This is a genomic window from Aeromonas allosaccharophila, from assembly GCF_000819685.1.
In the GTDB taxonomy this organism is placed as follows: domain Bacteria; phylum Pseudomonadota; class Gammaproteobacteria; order Enterobacterales; family Aeromonadaceae; genus Aeromonas; species Aeromonas allosaccharophila.
Genome location: NZ_CDBR01000087.1, coordinates 23,507 through 40,697, shown reverse-complemented (window position 1 = coordinate 40,697; position 17,191 = coordinate 23,507). Strand labels below are relative to the sequence as shown.

Here is a 17,191-nt window from a genome sequence, read left to right as displayed (position 1 = left end):
TCAAAGGCTTTTCGAGGTTATCGACTCAGGCTTTGCGTTGCCGCTTGCCCTGTCGATGGAGGCGCATTATAGGGAACAGATTCTTTCTGGCAACCCCTCATCGGCAATAAAATTGCAAAAAAGGGCACTTTTTTAGTTATTCATATCCAACCACAGCTTTTATACAAACTTATCCACAGAAACAGGTTCCGGATTGCTAGAATGGCCGAAAACAAGGAGGCCAAGATGGACTTGCGACTGAGACCCTACAAGGGAAAACGCCCGCAATTGGGCAAACGAGTATATGTAGATCCCTGCGCGACACTGGTGGGCGATATCGAACTAGCCGACGATGCCAGCATCTGGCCCATGGTGGCGGCACGGGGGGATGTGAACCATATCCGCATCGGCGCCCGCAGCAATATTCAGGATGGCACTGTGCTGCACCTGACTCGCAAGAGTGCTGGCAATCCTGACGGCTATCCGCTGCTGATCGGTGAAGATGTCACTGTGGGTCACAAGGCGATGTTGCACGGCTGCACCATCGGCAACCGGGTGCTGGTCGGCATGGGTGCCATTCTGCTTGATGGCGTCGTGGTTGAAGATGATGTGATGATCGGCGCAGGTTCGCTGGTGCCACCAGGCAAGCGACTCGAATCGGGCTTTCTATATATAGGTAATCCCGTCAAACAGGCTCGTCCGCTCAAACCCGCCGAAATCGCGTTTCTCAAAACCTCGGCGGACAACTATGTCCTGCTCAAGGATGAGTATCTGCAAGAGACCTGATAGGGCAGGCAGAAACAGGAAGCCCGGCATGATGCCGGGCTTCGCTTCTTATATAGCTATATAGCTGTGCAGAACGGCTGACCGGAAATCAGTGGGCCTGATCCCAGTTGTCGCCGGTGCCCGCTTCAACCACCAGCGGCACATGCAGTTCGGCAGCGGCCGACATCTTCTCCTTGATGATGGCGGTGTACTCCTCCAGCTTCTCTTCGCGGATCTCGAACACCAGTTCATCGTGTACCTGCATCAGCATACGGATCGACTCATCCTCGATACCGCGGATCCAGCTGTCCACATTGATCATGGCGCGCTTGATGATATCGGCAGCAGTGCCCTGCATCGGGGCGTTGATGGCGGCCCGCTCGGCAGCCTTGCGCAGACCGGCGTTGCGGGACTTGATGTCCGGCAGATAGAGGCGGCGGCCAAACAGAGTCTCGACATAGCCCTGGGCTTCCGCCTGCTGGCGGGTGCGCTCCATATATTCCAGCACGCCCGGGTAACGTTCGAAGTAGAGGTCCATGTACTTCTGCGCTTCGGCACGACCAATCCCCAGCTGCTTGGCCAGACCAAAGGCACTCATGCCGTAGATGAGGCCGAAGTTGATCGCCTTGGCGCTGCGGCGCATGTCGGTAGTGACCGCATCGAGCGCCACGCCGAATACCTCGGCAGCCGTCGCCTTGTGGATGTCCTTACCCTCGGCAAAGGCGGTCAGCAACCCCTTGTCACCGGAGAGGTGCGCCATGATGCGCAGCTCGATCTGGGAGTAGTCCGCCGCCACCAGCTTGTAGCCAGCGCTCGGAATAAAGGCCTGACGGATCCGGCGCCCCTGCTCGTTGCGTACCGGGATATTCTGCAGGTTGGGATCAGATGATGACAAACGGCCCGTAGCCGCCACCGCCTGATGATAGGAGGTGTGTACCCGCCCGGTCTGCGGCTTGATCATCAACGGCAGCTTGTCGGTATAAGTGGACTTGAGCTTGGCCAGACCGCGATGTTCCATCAGGAGACGCGGCAGCTCGTAGGTCTCCGCCAGCTCGGCCAGCACCTCTTCTGCGGTGGACGGAGCCCCCTTCGGAGTCTTTTTGATGATCGGCAAGCCCAGCTTGGTGAAGAGGATTTCCCCCAGCTGCTTGGGCGAGGAGAGGTTGAACTCCTGTCCGGCCAGCTCATGGGCTTGCTTCTCCAGCTCCGCCAACCGCACTTCGATCTCCTGACTCTGCTGGTGCAGCAGCTTGGGATCGATGGTAGTGCCGAGCAACTCCATCCGCGCCAGTACCGGCAGCAGCGGCAGCTCGATCTCACCGAATACCTTGGCGAGGCCCGGCACGGCCTCCAGCTGACCCCACAGGGTCTGGTGCAAACGCAGGGTGATATCGGCATCTTCTGCCGCATAGGGAGCGGCCTGCTCCAGCTCGATCTGGTTGAAGGTGAGCTGTTTCACCCCTTTGCCCGCGATATCTTCAAAGGAGGTGGTCTCGACCCCGAGATAGCGTTTGGCCAGCGAGTCCATGTCGTGACGACTGGCGGTGGAGTTGAGCACATAGGATTCGAGCATGGTGTCGTAGGCGATACCCTGCAGGTCGATGTCGTGGTTGAGCAGCACGTTGCGGTCGTACTTGAGGTTCTGCCCCACCTTGAGACGGGTCGGATCTTCCAGCAACGGCTTGAGCTTGCCCAACACCACAGCTTCGCTCAGCTGTACCGGCGCCCCGAGATAGTCATGGCCAAACGGCACATAGGCGGCCTTGCCCGCTTCGACGGCGAAGGAGACGCCGACGATCCGCGCCTCCATATAGTCGAGACTGGTGGTTTCGGTATCGAAAGCAAACAGCGGTGCCGCTTTCAGCTGTTCCAGCCAGCCGTCAAACTCGGCTTCGTCCAGAATGCAGCGGTAGTCGGTTTCGATGGTGGCAGCGGGAGCGGTAGCCGCAGCACCATCAGCAGCCTCTTCCTGCCCGGCCCCCTCTTCACCACCGGACTCCAGCTCCTTGATCAGGTTGCGCAGCTCGTATTCGCGATAGACGGCCAGCAGGGACTCCTTGTCGACCGGCTGGAGCTTCAGTTGCTCCAGACTCTGTTCCAGTTCGACATCGGTCTTGATGGTCGCCAGTCGATAGGAGAGACGAACCTGCTCCTCCTGCTCACGGAATTTGTCGGCGAACGCCTTGGAGCCTCGGAAGCCGAGCGCGGCCACCTTGTCGAGGTTGGCGGCAATCTCGTCGATGCTGCCGATCCCCTGCAGCAGGGCCAGTGCGGTCTTCTCGCCGACACCGGTCATACCGGGAATGTTGTCGACCTTGTCACCCATCAGGGCCAGATAGTCGATGATGAGCTCGGGCGGCACGCCAAACTTCTCGATCACCCCTTCCCGATCGGTCTTCACATCTTTCATGGTGTCGATCAGGGTGACATGGTCGGAGACCAGCTGCGCCATGTCCTTGTCGCCGGTGCTGATCAGCACCGGCAGCTGTTTCTCGGTCGCCTGACGGGCCAGGGTGCCGATCACATCATCCGCCTCGACGCCTTCGACCATCAAAAAGGGGAAGCCCATCGCCTTGATCATCTGGTGGATGGGGGCGACCTGGCTGCGCAGATCGTCCGGCATGCTGGCACGGGTCGCCTTGTACTCGGGATAGATGTCGTCGCGAAAGGTCTTGCCCTTGGCATCAAACACCACGGCCACATGACAGTCAGGATATTGCTTGCGCAGGCTGCGCATCATGTTGGCCATGACACGGACGGCGCCGCTCGGCAAACCGGTCGATGTGCGCAGATCGGCCTGCTGGGAGGCGAAGAAGGCGCGGTAAAGATAAGAGGAGCCGTCGACCAGAATAAGGGGATTGCTAGGGGCCATGAAATCGTCCTGCCAGAGATAAACAGCCGCTAGGATGCCACAGGGCCCCCCTCACACCAAGGGGCGCAGCAACAGCACAAAGCGCCTGATGAAGGGACTCAAGCTGTGGATAACTCTGTGTTCAAAAATGGGGCGCATCAGAGCGCACAGTGACAAAGCTGTGCATAAGAATATAAAAATCCATTAAAAACAATATATTGAGATCGCAAAAACCGATCGCAAGACAGTTAGAATGATCTCGATCAATGTGGAAAAAGATTTAAGGGAGTAGGTACGGCAGGATCCAAAACGAAACAATCCTAGCACAGCAAGATGACTTGACCAGCGGATGGCGAGCGATAACCATACAAAAGTACAACAATCCATCTTGGCTCACATTTTCAACAACGAGGAGTTTGCCATGAAAAAAGTGGCCGTGATTTTGAGTGGCTGCGGTGTCTTTGACGGAGCTGAAATCCACGAAGCCGTCATCAGCCTGCTGGCGCTGGCCCGTCAGGGAGCCGCCGTCCAGTGCTTCGCCCCGAACGTGGCGCAGCTTCATGTGATCAACCACCTGACCGGTGAAGTGAGCGAGGGAGAGAGCCGCAACGTGCTGGTCGAAGCGGCCCGCATCTGCCGTGGCCAGATCAAGGATGTGGCCGAGCTGGATGCGGCCGATTACGACGCGCTGCTGGTGCCCGGCGGCTTTGGCGCGGCCAAAAACCTGTGCGACTTCGCCATCCGGGGCGCCGAGTGCCAGATCCAGCCCGATGTGCTGAAAGCGTGCCAGAGCTTTGCCAAAGCCAACAAACCGGCCGCCTATATCTGCATCGCGCCCGCCATGATCCCGCTGATCTATGGCGCCGGAACGCTGGCGACCATCGGCCATGACGAGGGCACCGCCAACGCCATCGAGGTGATGGGCGGCAGCCATCTCAACTGCCCGGTCAACGAGTTCGTGGTGGATCAGGAGCGCAAGGTGATCTCCACCCCCGCCTACATGCTGGCTAACAACATTGTGGAAGCGGCAGACGGTATCGAGAAGACGGTCAAACAGCTGCTGGCGCTGTAATCCCCGCCCCGCCAAAAACAGACGGGCCGCTCATGGAGCGGCCCGTTTTCAATTCTGCCTGAAGGCGATGAATTAGATGGTTTCGCCCATCTGATCCATTTTGCCCAGCAGGGCACGCAGACGCTCCTGCCATGCAACGTGCTCGTTGCGCAGCTGATGGTTCTCGTCTTGCAGCTTGCTGTTCTGCTCTTTCAGCTCGTCCAGCTCCATCTTCAGCAGGGAGATGTTATCGACGGCGGATTGTACTTTGGATTCGAGTTGCTCAAGGACTTCTAGTGACATATGCATACCTGTTTGTTCAATTGCGATGCCCCACAGAGGGCGATTCAAGCGCGTGAAGCCAGCATACCCCGAGCGCATCGGCACAAACAAGCCAGTGCGCTGTAAAATGCGCCTTCCATAGATGTATTGTCTAAATATGCGTCTATTTTTCTCGCATCCTGCGCCAGAGCCGCGACAACGCACTGAGCCGTGCGTAAAAGACCCCGCCACCCGCGCATTATTGGCGCCCTCCCGACAGTACCGCCGTTATCCCTGCAAGGCGATATAAGCCCCCAGCAACAGACAGGCGACGACATACATCAGCAGGCCGTAGAGCAGGTTCCAGCGCAGGATCAGCCCGGCACTGAGGTTGTAACGGGAAGCCAACGCCAGATTGGATCCGGAGAGCGGACTGGTGCCGGTGGCAAGCCCCCACCCCAGCAGGAAACACATGCCGAGCAGGCTGGGATCCGGCGCCAGCGGCCAGAGCAGCGGCGCCAGCCCGGAGATACTGATGAGCGGATGCACTCCGACGATGGCCACCACCAGGATCAGCAGCAGAGTGAGGGATGCTTCAAGCCAGCCAAAATGGTTGAACAGTGGCAGGCCGTGGCCAGCGCCGAGATCGATGACCGACAGCGCACTGTTGATGCCTGCCGCCAGCAAACCGGCCCCCAGAAACAACACCAGCTGGCCACCGATGGCGGGAAAGCGCTCCACCACCTGCCGCTTGAGGGCCGCCTTGCGCCCGACCCTCGACATAAAGAGCAGCGCCAGCAGCGGGGCCACCAGCGCGATTACCGCCAGAATGCCGAGCTGGGGCCAGATCTGCTTGATGAGCAGTACCAGCAGCGCCAGCGTGACCGGCAACCCCAGCGTCTGCAGCCGCAGCGGATAACCGGCAAAGTCGGCCACCCCGATCCGTTCCACCTGCCAGGCAGTCAGTCCCATCGCCAGCAAGGCGGCGAGGATCCCGAACGGCAGAATATGGGAGAGCTGCAAACCCGGCGCATAGGTCAGCGCCACCGCCATGGCGACAAAGAAGGGTGACCAGAAGGCGGCGGCACAGAAGATCCGGCTAAGCACCATCACCTGACGCCGCTCCAGCGTGCCATTGCGCTCCAGCCGATCGCCGATGATGAACAGCACCGAGAGGTTGATGACCGCCCCCAGCAGATTGAGGCTGGCCATGGTGCTCCACAACCCCTTGCGCCCGGTCCATGAGGTGGTGCCGGTCAGCAGGCCGGACGTTGCAAGATTGAGGGTGCTCACCGCGGCAAACATGGTGAGCATATTGATGTTGGGCAGCAGCCAGTCACCGGCGCTGAGGGTCGCCCCCCGCCACCAGGAGAAGATGAGCAGAAGCAGGGCGGCACCATAAAGGGCCAGCGCCTGCCGCTTGGCGGCACCCACCAGCCAGGGCCAGGTGAGCAGTGACGCCCCCCAGGCCGCAATGGCCGCGGGCCAGGGGGAGAGTCCCAGATAGAGATGAAGCAGGTTGAGCAGCCACATCCCCAGTATCAGATAACCCGACCAGCGTTTGGCCATCGACGCCTCCGGTCAGGAGATCAGAGACACTGATCCATATCCAGTGAAGGCTTGTCGCACTCCGGACGGCCGACGATCTTGGCAGGGACGCCAGCGACCGTGGTGTGCGGCGGCACCGGGTTGATCACCACGCTGCCTGCGCCGATTTTGGCGCCCATGCCCACTTCGATATTGCCGAGCACCTTGGCGCCCGCCCCTATCATCACCCCTTCGCGGATCTTGGGATGGCGATCGCCGCTCTCCTTGCCGGTACCGCCAAGGGTCACGCTCTGCAGGATGGATACATCATCTTCAATCACCGCCGTCTCGCCAACCACGATGCCGGTGGCATGGTCAAACATGATCCCCTTGCCGATACGGGCGGCCGGGTGCACATCCACCCCGAACACCACCGAGATCTGGTTTTGCAGATAGAGCGCCAGCGAGCGGCGCCCCTGACGCCACAGCCAGTTGGCGACCCGATAACCCTGCAGGGCATGGAACCCCTTGAGGTAGAGCAACGGGGTGGAGAAGAGATCGACCGCCGGATCCCGCTCCTGCACGGCGCAGATGTCGGCCGCCACCACCGCCAGCAGCTCGGGTTCGCTGCGCAGCGCCAGCTCGATCACCTCGCGCAGGGCGATGGCGGGCATGGTGGCGCTGTCGAGCTTGTTGGCCAGCTGGAAGCTGAGGGCCGATCGCAGATTCTTGTGATTGAGAATGGTGGAGTGGAAGAAGCTGGCCAGCATCGGCTCCTGGGCCGCCATGCACTGTGCTTCTTGCTGAATTTTGTGCCAGGTTTTGGCAACCAGTTCATCCATGTTGCAGCCTACTGTTGTTCTGGGTGAGGGCTCTGTTGTTCTTTTGTCAGCACCGAGATGGGGTCCATGTGGATGATGACATCCATCCGCTCGAATGCCTGGCGTACCGCCAGTTCGGCTTCATCGGCGATCTGATGGGCCTTGACCAGGGGGATCTGATCATCCAGTTCCAGATGCAACTGTACGAATCGGGTCGGCCCGGATTGACGGGTGCGCAGGTCATGTACGCCGTGTACACCTTCTACGGCACAGCAGAGCGCCATTATTCTCGCTTGTTCTTCGGCTGGCAACTGACGATCGAGCAGCGCCTGCACCGACTCGTAGCCGATGTGTCCCGCCCCCCACAACAGGAACAGCCCGATCAGGATGGCAAACAGGCCGTCGGCCCAGTACCACCCCTGCCCCGCCAGCACCAGCGCCAGCAAGACACCGGCATTGAGCAGCAGATCGGAACGGTAGTGCAGCATGTCGGCCTTGATGGCCACGCTGTTGGTCTTGCGAATGACCAAGCTCTGGAAGCTGACCAGCAGCAGGGTCAGCACGATGGAGCCACCGCTGACCCAGAGACCCGCCTCCAGCCGCTCGATGGGCGCCTGCTTGAGCAGCGACGAGATACCGTGCATCACCAGCAGCAACGCAGAACCGGAGATAAAGGCCGACTGAATGAGCCCCGCCAGCGACTCCGCCTTGCCGTGACCGAAACGGTGTTCGTCATCGGCGGGGGCCAGCGCATAGCGAATGGCCAGCAGGTTGATGATGGAGGCACTCACATCCATGAAGGAGTCGGTGAGCGATGCCAGCAGGGTCGACGAGTCGGTCATCAGCCAGGCGATCAGTTTGCCGATGATCAGCAGGGTAGCGGTGGTGACCGCCGCCATGCTGGCAAAGGTAACCCAACGGGAATATTGTTGATGGCTCAAAACCGGCTTTCCTCTGGCGATGAAAAACTTATTATACCCTGACCCCGGCGTCAGTTTGGCGCGAAAATCTGCGGAATAACACCAGATGAACAGAATACTCCTGGTCGACGACGATCTTGAATTGACCCAACTGCTCACCGAAATTCTGACCCTGGAGGGATTTCAGGTCACGGTCGCCGAGGATGGTGAAGAGGGGCTGCAACGATTGGCGGAGCAGAGCTTCGATCTGGTGCTGCTGGATGTGATGATGCCCAGGCTCAACGGCTTTGCCATGCTGACCAAGCTGCGCAAGACCCACGACACCCCGGTGCTGATGCTGACCGCCCGCGGTGACAGCCAGGATCGGGTCAACGGTCTGGAGGCAGGCGCCGACGACTATCTGGCCAAGCCGTTCGATGATCGGGAGCTGCTGGCCCGCGTGCGCGCCATCCTGCGCCGCACCCAGAGCGCCCCGCCCCAGCGCGGCAACTCCTCCGACGAAGTGCACTTCATGGATATCGTGCTGCAACCCGGCCTGCAGCAGGCCCGCTACGGCGAACAGCTGCTGGAGCTGACCGCCACAGAGTTCGGCCTGCTGGAGTGCCTGCTGCGCAATCCCGGTCAGATCGTCAGCAAGAGTCATCTCTCCGAGCAGGTGCTGGGCAAGAAGCTGGAACCCTTCGATCGGGCCATCGACATGCACCTGAGCAACCTGCGCAAGAAGCTGCCGGACCGCACCGATGGCCAGCCCCGCTTCAAAACCGTACGGGGGCGCGGTTACCTGTGGCTAGAGCAAGAATAGAGCGCATCAGCTCCCTCAACGGGATCTCGACCCACATCTTCCTCTGGTTCTGGCTCATGCTGCTGGTGATCCTGGCCGCCGTGATCAGCCTGCCGACCCTGGATCCCCGTAACCAGATCCCGCTGCCGACCCACGAAGTGGCGCGGATGCAGAATAATGTTCAGGCCCTGCTCAACGCCGCCGATCCGGATCAGGATTTCGATCTGGCCAAGGCGATGGACAATATCGCCATGCTGCCGGTGGATAACGTCTATCTGCGCGATGAGCGGGGACAGATCCAGTCCACCACCCATCCGCGCAAGTTCGTGGTGCGCTTCATGGTGGATGCCGACGACCCGGCCAACCCCATGCTGGGCAACGAGGATCGCAAGGCGATCGCCGGCCCCTTCCTGATGGAACACCACGGCCATCGCTATCACGTCTATTTCGGCCTCAATGCCGAAAACCCCTACCTGTTCCTGTTCATTCAGGTGCTGGATCACCCGATCCGCATTCTGGGCATCTCGATGCTGGTCAGCACCCCGCTCTGCCTGCTGCTCGCATGGCGGCTGACCCGCCCCATCCTGCAACTGCAGAAGTCGGTCTCCCAGCTGGCTGCCGGCAATCTGGAGGTGCAGATCCCCAATCTGGGACGGGGCGACGAGATCGGCCAGCTGGCGGATAACGTCAGCCGCATGGTGGAGACGCTCAAGAGCATGATCCAGAAGCAGAAACAGCTGCTTTCCGATATCTCCCACGAGCTGCGCAGCCCGCTCACCCGGATGCAGCTGGCGCAGGCGCTGATCCGCCGCAAGCAGGGTGACAGCGCCGAGCTGGCGCGGATCGAATCGGAGATCGGGCGGCTGGACAAGCTGATCGGCGATCTGCTGGATCTGTCGCGGGTGCAGCAGCATGTGGAGGCGCCGGTGATGCACCCGCTGGCCGACCTGCTGGAACCCATCCTCGAAGATGCCATGTTCGAAGCGAACCAGAGCGGCAAGCAGCTCAGACTGCCGCCGCTGCCCGCCGAGTCGATCCAGATGTGGCCCGAGCTGCTGGCCAGGGCGGTGGAGAACCCCCTGCGCAACGCCCTCAAATATGCCCGCGAGTTCATCAAGGTGGACTGGTATCGGGAGGGGCAGGAGTGGGTGATGACCATTCGGGATGACGGCCCCGGGGTGCCTGACGAGCAGCAGGCGCTGCTGTTCCAGCCCTTCTTTCGGGTCGATGACGCCCGCAACGCCAAGACTGGCGGCACCGGGCTGGGGCTGGCCATCGCCTCGGAGGCGATCCAGCGCCACGGCGGCACCATTGCGGCCAGCAACAATCACCCCACCGGGCTGACCATCACCATCCGCTTGCCCATCGCCTGATCCTTTTCATCCGGACGGGCGCTGGGTATGCTGGCGCCCCTTCTTGGCTTTACATCTCTTTGCAGGAACTCGTCATGCTCGATATCGTCCTCTACCAGCCGGAAATTCCGCCCAACACCGGCAATATCATCCGGCTTTGCGCCAATACCGGTTACCGGCTCCATCTGATCGAGCCGCTGGGATTTGAGTGGGATGACAAGCGGGTAAAGCGGGCGGGACTCGACTATCACGAGTTTGCCGAGGTGAAGCGCTGGCCAAGCTATGAGGCTTTTCTGGCTGCCGTGGCGCCCAAGCGGGTGTTTGCCTGCACCACCAAGGGGCGCACCGCGCACTCGGCAGCACAATATGCACTTGGCGATGCCCTGCTGTTTGGCCCGGAGAGTCGCGGCCTGCCCAGCGAGATCATCGAGAGCCTGCCATTCGAGCAGCGGCTGCGCATTCCGATGGTGCCCCAGAGCCGCAGCATGAACCTCTCCAACGCGGTGTCTGTGTTCGTCTACGAGAGCTGGCGCCAGCTCGGCTACGACGGCGCTATGTAAGCGTCATCGCGGCTCAGTGGCGGGCGTCGAGCAGATGCCCGCTGCGCTCCAGCCGCCAGCAAGTAACCCCCAGCGACAGACCGCGCCCCACCATCAGCGCCGCCATCGCCGCCCATAACGCGGCCACGCCCCACGACTGACAGAGCCACCAGATCGGGAAGAAGCCGCCAAACGCGGCCAGCAACATGCTGTTGCGCATCTCCCGCGCCCGAGTCGCCCCGATGAATACGCCATCCAGCAGGAAACACCAGACTGCCAGCAACGGCATGGCGATCAGCCAGGGAAGCTGACGATGTGCCTCCGCTACCACGGCCGGAATGTCGGTGATATAGCCGATAAGGTGGGCCCCAAAGAGGGCAAACACCAGGGTAAAACCAATGGCGATGAGGGCGGCCCAGCCCAGATTGAGCACGATGGCCTCCCGCAGTTTCTGCCGATCCCGCTGACCGATGGCTCGCCCCACCATGGCCTCCACCGCATAGGCAAAACCATCGAGCCCGTAGGAGATGAGCATCAGGAAGTTGAGCAGCACCGCATTGGCGGCCACCGCCACATCCCCCAGCCGCGCCCCTTGCAGGGTCATAAAGGCGAAACAGAGCTGCAAGCAGAGGGAGCGCAGGAAGATATCGCAGTTGAGGCCGAGCAGCCGCACCATGGGGGCAAGTTGCCGCCAGCGCTGCCAGCCATCCTGCCACACCGTCGGTGCCAGTTGCCGCAGCTGACGGCGCACCAGCCAGATCCCGGCCGCCAGCGCGCAGTAATCCGCCATGACCGAGGCCGCCGCCACACCCCGCACCTGCCAGCCAAGCCCCAGCACAAACAGGGCATCGAGCGCCATGTTGACCAGATTGGTGAGGATCAGCATCACCATGGGGCTGCGGGCATCCTGCATCCCCAACAGCCAACCCATGATCACCAGATTGCAGAGCGCCGCCGGGGCGCTCCAGATCCGCAGCGCGACGTATTGGCCCGCATAGAGCTGCACCTCGGCCGAGCCGCCACTCAGGGCGATCAGCCGTGGCAACAGGGGGAAGAGCAACAACAGCAACGCCAGGCCGAGGGCAATGGCCAGCCCCAGCGCCCGCAGCAGGGTATCGAGCTGGGCACGGCCGTCGGCGGCGCCGTGCGCCTGCGCCGTCAGCCCGGTGGTCGACATTCGCAAAAAGCCGAGCAGCCAGAAGATGAGGTTGATCAGGGTCGCGCCAACCGACACGCCCCCCAGAAACCAGGCCTGACCGAGATGACCGATCACCCAGGTGTCCACCAGCCCCAGCAAGGGGGTGGTGATATTGGAGAAAACCATGGGCAGGGCAAGAGCAAAAACAGCGCGGTGGCGAGAGGGATCTCGCCACCAGGGGGCAACAGATGGGGTCACGCTCAGTGGCCTGTCAGCTTCAGAATGCGGGAGAAGTCAGAGAGCATGGTGGCCATCTGCACCCGTGGCACCTGACCCGGCGCAACTTGTGGGCGGAATACCGCCTGCAGCTTGCCCGTGGGATTGATGAGCACGATGGAGGCGGAGTGATCGATCAGGTAATCCTTCTCCCCCTGATTGGCGATGGAGTAGATCAGCCCCAGATTACGCACAAACGGGAACAGCTTGTCGTGGGGGGCGGTGGCCGCCTTGAACTCGGGATTGAAGAAGGCGGTATAGGTCTTGAGACGGGGAATGTCGTCACGCTGGGGATCCGCCGAGATAAACACCACCTGACTGTCGGGCGCCATCTTCTTCAACTGATCATAAACGGATCGCATATCTGCCAGGGTGGTGGGGCAGATATCGGGGCAGAAGGTGTAACCGACGAACAGGAAGGTCCAATGCCCCTTCAGGTTGGCAGGGGTGAACGGCTGGTTGTCCGCATCGGTAAAGGCAAAATCGTTGATGTCCCGCCCCGCCGGATAGTAGTCGGCCTGCTGTGGCTGCTCTGGCTGCGTGGCGCAGAACGCAAGGATCAGACAGGCTGTCAGCAGCAGAAAGAGCAGGGGATAGCGGAGCTTCATCATAACAAGAGACCCTTTCAGTTCGAGGCAGATGGCCAGCAGTGACCGGACAAGAGGGGGCATTGTACCCCAGCGAGCCACCAAGGGGGGTCAACCTTGTGCAACACCCTGTCAGGAGTCGACCATTTGGCGCAATTGATCGCCAGTTGCGGCCATAAAAAAACCGGCACTTCGGGTGCCGGTTATCGGTGCATTTGTTTGTATCTTCTGCTCAGGGGCGAGCGTTGCGCCCCTGCTGCAACATCTTGCCGATGGCACGCACGCCGATGGGAATGACGGGGGCCAGCCAGCCCTCTTCCCCCTGGCGATCGCCGTGACCTCGCTTGAACAGCAGCACCAGACGCACCACCTTCTCTTTCGGGCATCCCAGCCAGAGCGTCCAGTGCGACCCACGATGGTGCAACCAGAGACCGTAGAACCAGGTCATCCGGCTACCTTTGACAAAACGGGTGATTGACGATTCCGCTGGCGCAGCCGCAGCCTCTGAATCCCATGGCGATCTTGATGCCATACCAGTCCTCCTTGACCGACAGGTCATGTTGCTTCGTCGGCCTGAACTGGCGTCAGGCCCGTCACGACTCTCTGCAACCACTACGAGTGGTCCCCTTTGCCCGACCAGGCTCGGGATCTCCCCACTCCCCCTTCATATCCCGTGAAGGTGTACTGCCCGATTCTCGTTGTTACCGCCCCTCCCGTCATGGCGCATTGCGGTTGCCAGAGGGAGGCGCCAAGCCCCATCTCGGCGACAGGGCACTGATCTGAGCATATATCTGAAATGGATGATTGGTAACCGATCCCGCGGGACAAAATGCTGCCGCCGATGATCTGTTTGATATGACAGGGAAAGTGCGCCAGAAACAGCACAGCCTCCCGAAGGAGGCCGTGTGGCAAATGCAGTTGGCAGGGATGATTACATCCAGTCGGCGTTGCGGATCACCCCGACCGCCAGCCCTTCGATGGTGAGCTGCTGGCAGGAGAGATCCACCTCGATAGGGGCGAGCTCTTCATTCTCCGGCAGCAGCCATACCTGACTGCCCTTGCGCTGGAAGCGCTTGACGGTGACATCCTCATCGAGACGGGCGACCACCACCTGACCGTTGCGCACCTCCTGGGTCTTGTGCACCGCCAGCAGGTCGCCATCCAGAATACCGATGTTCTTCATGCTCATCCCCTGCACCCGCAGCAGAAAATCAGCGCGCGGATGGAACAGGGCGGGATCCACCTGATAGTGGCTCTCGATATGCTCCTGCGCCAGGATGGGTTCACCGGCGGCCACCTTGCCGATCAGCGGCAGGCCACTCTCTTCCAGCACCTCTTCCTCTTCGAGCAACAGGCGAATGCCGCGGGACGTGCCCGGCATGATCTCGATGACCCCTTTTTTGGCCAGGGCCTTCAGATGTTCTTCGGCCGCATTGGCCGACTTGAAACCAAGCTTCTGGGCAATCTCGGCACGAGTCGGCGGCATGCCGGTCTCGCTCATGTTCACCTTGATCAGCTCCAGCACTTCGGCCTGGCGGGGGGTAAGGGGTTTCATAGCATTGGCACCTGTCTTTTTATACAGCACACTGGCAGTATATACAGTGCAGTGGCCAAGGCAAGGCGCAGCTGACATTTGTCGCAACCAACCCCTCATTTACTGCTGTTTTGATCCTGCGCAGCCGACTCATCGTACCTCTCGGCGACAAGGGGCTGCCGATTTGCTATGCTCACGCCGCATTTTTTTGGAGAGCAGACGCACATGTCCCTAGGACAGAAGATTTCCAGAGCCATCTTGCAATGGCCGGTCAGCGGCTTGGTCAATCACAAGAGCCTGCCGGAAAATCCCATCACAGAACTCAATCTGGATCCGGCCAGACCCATCGTCTATGCCCTGAAAACCAGTTCGATCACCGACCTGATGACCCTGCAGCAGTGCTGCGAGGATCTCGGGCTGCCCGGCCCCTTCACGCCGCTGGAACTTAACGGCCAGCTGCTGCCGCGCTATGTCTGTCTGGATCGTCCGCCTCCCCTGTTTGGCAAACGCAGCAAGCCGCTCCCCTTCCTGCAGGAGTTCCACCAGCTGCTGGATCTGCACAAGCAGGATCCCGAACTGGATATTCAGGTGGTGCCCGTCACCCTGTTCTGGGGCCGCGCTCCGGGTCGGGAGGGAGAAGAAGCCTCCGGCCTCAACATCATCAGCAGTCTGGCGCCAAACCGGCTGAAGAAGGCGCTTATCGTGATCCTCAAGGGTCGCGAGAATCTGGTGCGCTTCTCGCCGCCGCTCTCCCTGCGTCATATGGCCGACAAGCACGGCACCGACGAGGCCATCGCCCACAAGCTGGCGCGAGTTGCCCGTACCCACTTCAGCCGTCAGCAGCTGGCCGCCACCGGCCCGAAACTGCCGAACCGCAACCTGCTGTTCAAACAGCTGCTCGACTCCGCGGTGATCCAGCAGGCGATTGAAGAAGAAGCCCAGCGCGAGGGCATCAGCCTCGAGAAGGCGCAAAAGCGCGCCCATAGCTACATGGACGAGATCGCCTCCAACTTCTCCTACCGGCTGATCCGCCTGGGTGAGAGCTTCCTCGGCTGGCTGTGGAACAAGCTCTATCGCGGTTTGTCGGTCAATGGCGCCGAGAAGGTACGCCAGCTGGCGCAGGAGGGGCACGAGATCGTCTACGTCCCCTGCCATCGCAGCCACATGGACTATCTGCTGCTCTCCTACGTCATCTACCACCAGGGGATGGTGCCGCCCCATATCGCGGCAGGCATCAACCTCAACTTCTGGCCGGCGGGCCCCATCTTCCGCCACGGTGGCGCCTTCTTCATTCGCCGTACCTTCAAGGGCAACCCGCTCTACAGCACGGTGTTCCGTGAATACCTCAACCTGCTGTTTGCCAAGGGTTACTCGGTGGAGTTCTTCACCGAAGGCGGCCGCTCCCGTACCGGCCGTCTGCTGCCACCCAAGACCGGCATGCTGGCGATGACCCTGCAGGCGATGATGCGCGGGCTGGACAGACCGGTCACTCTGGTGCCCGTCTATCTGGGCTACGAGCACGTGATGGAGGTGAACACCTACCACAACGAGCTCAAGGGCAGCCGCAAGGAGAAGGAGAGCTTCCTGCAGGTGCTCGGCATCCTGCGCAAGCTGCGCAACTACGGCCGCGGCTTCGTCAACTTCGGCGAGCCGCTGACCCTCAACAGCTACCTGAGTGAACATATCCCCGACTGGAAGAAACACATCGGGGAAGAGGAGCGTCCGGAGTGGATGGCGGGCACCGTCAACGATCTGGCCGAACTGCTGATGACCCGCATCAACGATGCGGCCGCGGTCAACGGCCTGACCCTGAGCGCGCTGGCGCTGCTGGCCGCCGAGCGCCACGCCCTGACCCGTGACGAGTTGCAGGCCCAGCTCAACACCTATCTGGATCTGCTCAAGGCGGTGCCTTACAGCCCGCAGAGCACCATTCCGGATGAGGATGCTAGGACCCTGCTGGATCAGGCGATGGAGCTCAACAAGTTCGAGGTGAGCGAGGACAAGCTGGGGCAGATCATCAGTCTGGACCGCTATCAGGCGATCCTGCTGACCTACTACCGCAACAACATCCTCCACCTGTTCGCCATCCCCTCTCTGGTGGCGGCCTTAATCGAACGGTGCGAGGGGATCTCCCGCAGCGAGATCATGGCCCGCTGCATCGACATCTATCCGCTGCTCAAAACCGAGCTGTTCCTGCGTTATGAAGAGGACGAGTTGCCGGCGCTGGTCGACAGCCTGCTCGATGCCCTGCAGACCCAGCAGCTGATCGAGACCCGTGATGACGGCTACTGGGTCAATCCGGCCAACCAGATGCGGTTGCTGCTGCTGGCGGAGAGCATTCAGGAGACCCTGCAACGCTACGCCATCGTGCTGACCCGAGTGCTGGCCCAGCCTCACATCGAAGCTGAGCAGCTAGAGGCGGACGGCCTGATGATGGCAGAGCGCCTCGGCACCCTGCACGGCATCAACGCCCCCGAGTTCTTCGACCAGAAGCTGTTCAGCACCCTGATCCACACCTTGCGCAAGGAGGGCTACCTCTCCCCCGAGTGCAAACCGGATCTCGGCCGCTTCCAGGCGCTGGCCGACAACATAGTGCCGCTGTTGAGCAACAAGATCCGCCGTACCATTCAGGCGGGCAACCAGCTCTAATCTGCAACGCAAACAAAGAAGGCCGCATCGTGCGGCCTTATTTTTATCCAGTGTTACTCAGCGCGCTATCGCGTCAGCAGTGTGTAGCCGAGTACCAGACCGGCAAACAACAGCCCCCCAACACGCGCCCCTCTTTTTTATTCAGCGTGACTCAGTACAT

The 17,191-nt window shown here is 60.9% G+C and carries 15 protein-coding genes; 6 read left to right on the top strand and 9 right to left on the bottom strand.

Annotation, left to right across the window (positions count from 1 at the left end):
• Positions 1–225 precede the first annotated feature (225 nt).
• The gene (locus BN1115_RS15200; protein WP_042657811.1) at positions 226–765 is read left to right on the top strand and encodes a gamma carbonic anhydrase family protein; all 540 of its coding nucleotides are present in this window, start codon (positions 226–228) and stop codon (positions 763–765) included.
• Between the two features lie 88 nt (positions 766–853).
• On the opposite strand, the gene polA is transcribed toward BN1115_RS15200, so the two are convergent.
• Entirely contained in the window at positions 854–3,616 is a 2,763-nt protein-coding gene (gene polA, locus BN1115_RS15195) for a DNA polymerase I (RefSeq protein ID WP_042657806.1), read from the bottom strand.
• A gap of 400 nt (positions 3,617–4,016) precedes the next feature.
• Here polA and elbB point away from each other — a divergent pair, with 400 nt between their 5' ends.
• Complete coding sequence (gene elbB, locus BN1115_RS15190) at positions 4,017–4,667, top strand: isoprenoid biosynthesis glyoxalase ElbB (protein ID WP_042657810.1); 651 nt, start codon at positions 4,017–4,019, stop codon at positions 4,665–4,667.
• Between the two features lie 72 nt (positions 4,668–4,739).
• Here the strand turns inward: elbB and BN1115_RS22580 are convergent, their stop codons facing one another.
• The 4 genes from BN1115_RS22580 to fieF form a co-directional block, all read right to left on the bottom strand.
• On the bottom strand, positions 4,740–4,949 hold the full coding sequence (locus BN1115_RS22580; RefSeq protein WP_033136398.1) for a cell division protein ZapB: 210 nt from the start codon (positions 4,947–4,949) through the stop codon (positions 4,740–4,742).
• A gap of 246 nt (positions 4,950–5,195) precedes the next feature.
• Positions 5,196–6,476: a hypothetical protein gene (locus BN1115_RS15180; RefSeq protein WP_042657805.1), complete on the bottom strand. Its 1,281-nt coding sequence runs from the start codon at positions 6,474–6,476 to the stop codon at positions 5,196–5,198.
• A 20-nt stretch (positions 6,477–6,496) separates the two neighbouring features.
• Complete coding sequence (gene cysE / locus BN1115_RS15175) at positions 6,497–7,276, bottom strand: serine O-acetyltransferase (RefSeq protein WP_042061151.1); 780 nt, start codon at positions 7,274–7,276, stop codon at positions 6,497–6,499.
• 8 nt (positions 7,277–7,284) lie between these two features.
• Positions 7,285–8,196: a cation efflux pump FieF gene (fieF, locus tag BN1115_RS15170; RefSeq protein ID WP_042061152.1), complete on the bottom strand. Its 912-nt coding sequence runs from the start codon at positions 8,194–8,196 to the stop codon at positions 7,285–7,287.
• An 85-nt stretch (positions 8,197–8,281) separates the two neighbouring features.
• Between fieF and BN1115_RS15165 the strand changes: the two genes are divergently transcribed.
• The 3 genes from BN1115_RS15165 to trmL all read left to right on the top strand — a co-directional run bounded on the left by BN1115_RS15165 (position 8,282) and on the right by trmL (position 10,868).
• Positions 8,282–8,977, top strand: coding sequence for a response regulator (locus tag BN1115_RS15165; protein WP_042657804.1), 696 nt, complete (start codon positions 8,282–8,284; stop codon positions 8,975–8,977).
• Positions 8,959–10,329 carry an ATP-binding protein gene (locus BN1115_RS15160; protein ID WP_082034867.1) on the top strand — a complete coding sequence of 457 codons (1,371 nt, stop codon included), beginning with the start codon at positions 8,959–8,961 and terminating at the stop codon, positions 10,327–10,329. Before BN1115_RS15165 ends, BN1115_RS15160 begins: the two co-directional genes overlap by 19 nt.
• A gap of 74 nt (positions 10,330–10,403) precedes the next feature.
• The gene (gene trmL / locus BN1115_RS15155) at positions 10,404–10,868 is read left to right on the top strand and encodes a tRNA (uridine(34)/cytosine(34)/5-carboxymethylaminomethyluridine(34)-2'-O)-methyltransferase TrmL (RefSeq protein WP_042657803.1); all 465 of its coding nucleotides are present in this window, start codon (positions 10,404–10,406) and stop codon (positions 10,866–10,868) included.
• A 13-nt stretch (positions 10,869–10,881) separates the two neighbouring features.
• Here the strand turns inward: trmL and BN1115_RS15150 are convergent, their stop codons facing one another.
• The 4 genes from BN1115_RS15150 to lexA form a co-directional block, all read right to left on the bottom strand.
• Positions 10,882–12,171, bottom strand: coding sequence for an MATE family efflux transporter (locus tag BN1115_RS15150; RefSeq protein WP_082034866.1), 1,290 nt, complete (start codon positions 12,169–12,171; stop codon positions 10,882–10,884).
• Between the two features lie 74 nt (positions 12,172–12,245).
• The gene (locus BN1115_RS15145) at positions 12,246–12,872 is read right to left on the bottom strand and encodes an SCO family protein (RefSeq protein ID WP_042657801.1); all 627 of its coding nucleotides are present in this window, start codon (positions 12,870–12,872) and stop codon (positions 12,246–12,248) included.
• A gap of 208 nt (positions 12,873–13,080) precedes the next feature.
• Positions 13,081–13,296 carry a hypothetical protein gene (locus BN1115_RS15140; protein WP_019446524.1) on the bottom strand — a complete coding sequence of 72 codons (216 nt, stop codon included), beginning with the start codon at positions 13,294–13,296 and terminating at the stop codon, positions 13,081–13,083.
• Positions 13,297–13,779: 483 nt separating this feature from the next.
• A complete protein-coding gene (gene lexA / locus BN1115_RS15135) occupies positions 13,780–14,403 on the bottom strand; it encodes a transcriptional repressor LexA (protein WP_033136389.1) in 624 nt (207 codons plus the stop codon).
• 204 nt (positions 14,404–14,607) lie between these two features.
• Here lexA and plsB point away from each other — a divergent pair, with 204 nt between their 5' ends.
• Complete coding sequence (plsB, locus tag BN1115_RS15130; RefSeq protein ID WP_042657799.1) at positions 14,608–17,031, top strand: glycerol-3-phosphate 1-O-acyltransferase PlsB; 2,424 nt, start codon at positions 14,608–14,610, stop codon at positions 17,029–17,031.
• The last annotated feature ends 160 nt before the right edge of the window (positions 17,032–17,191 follow it).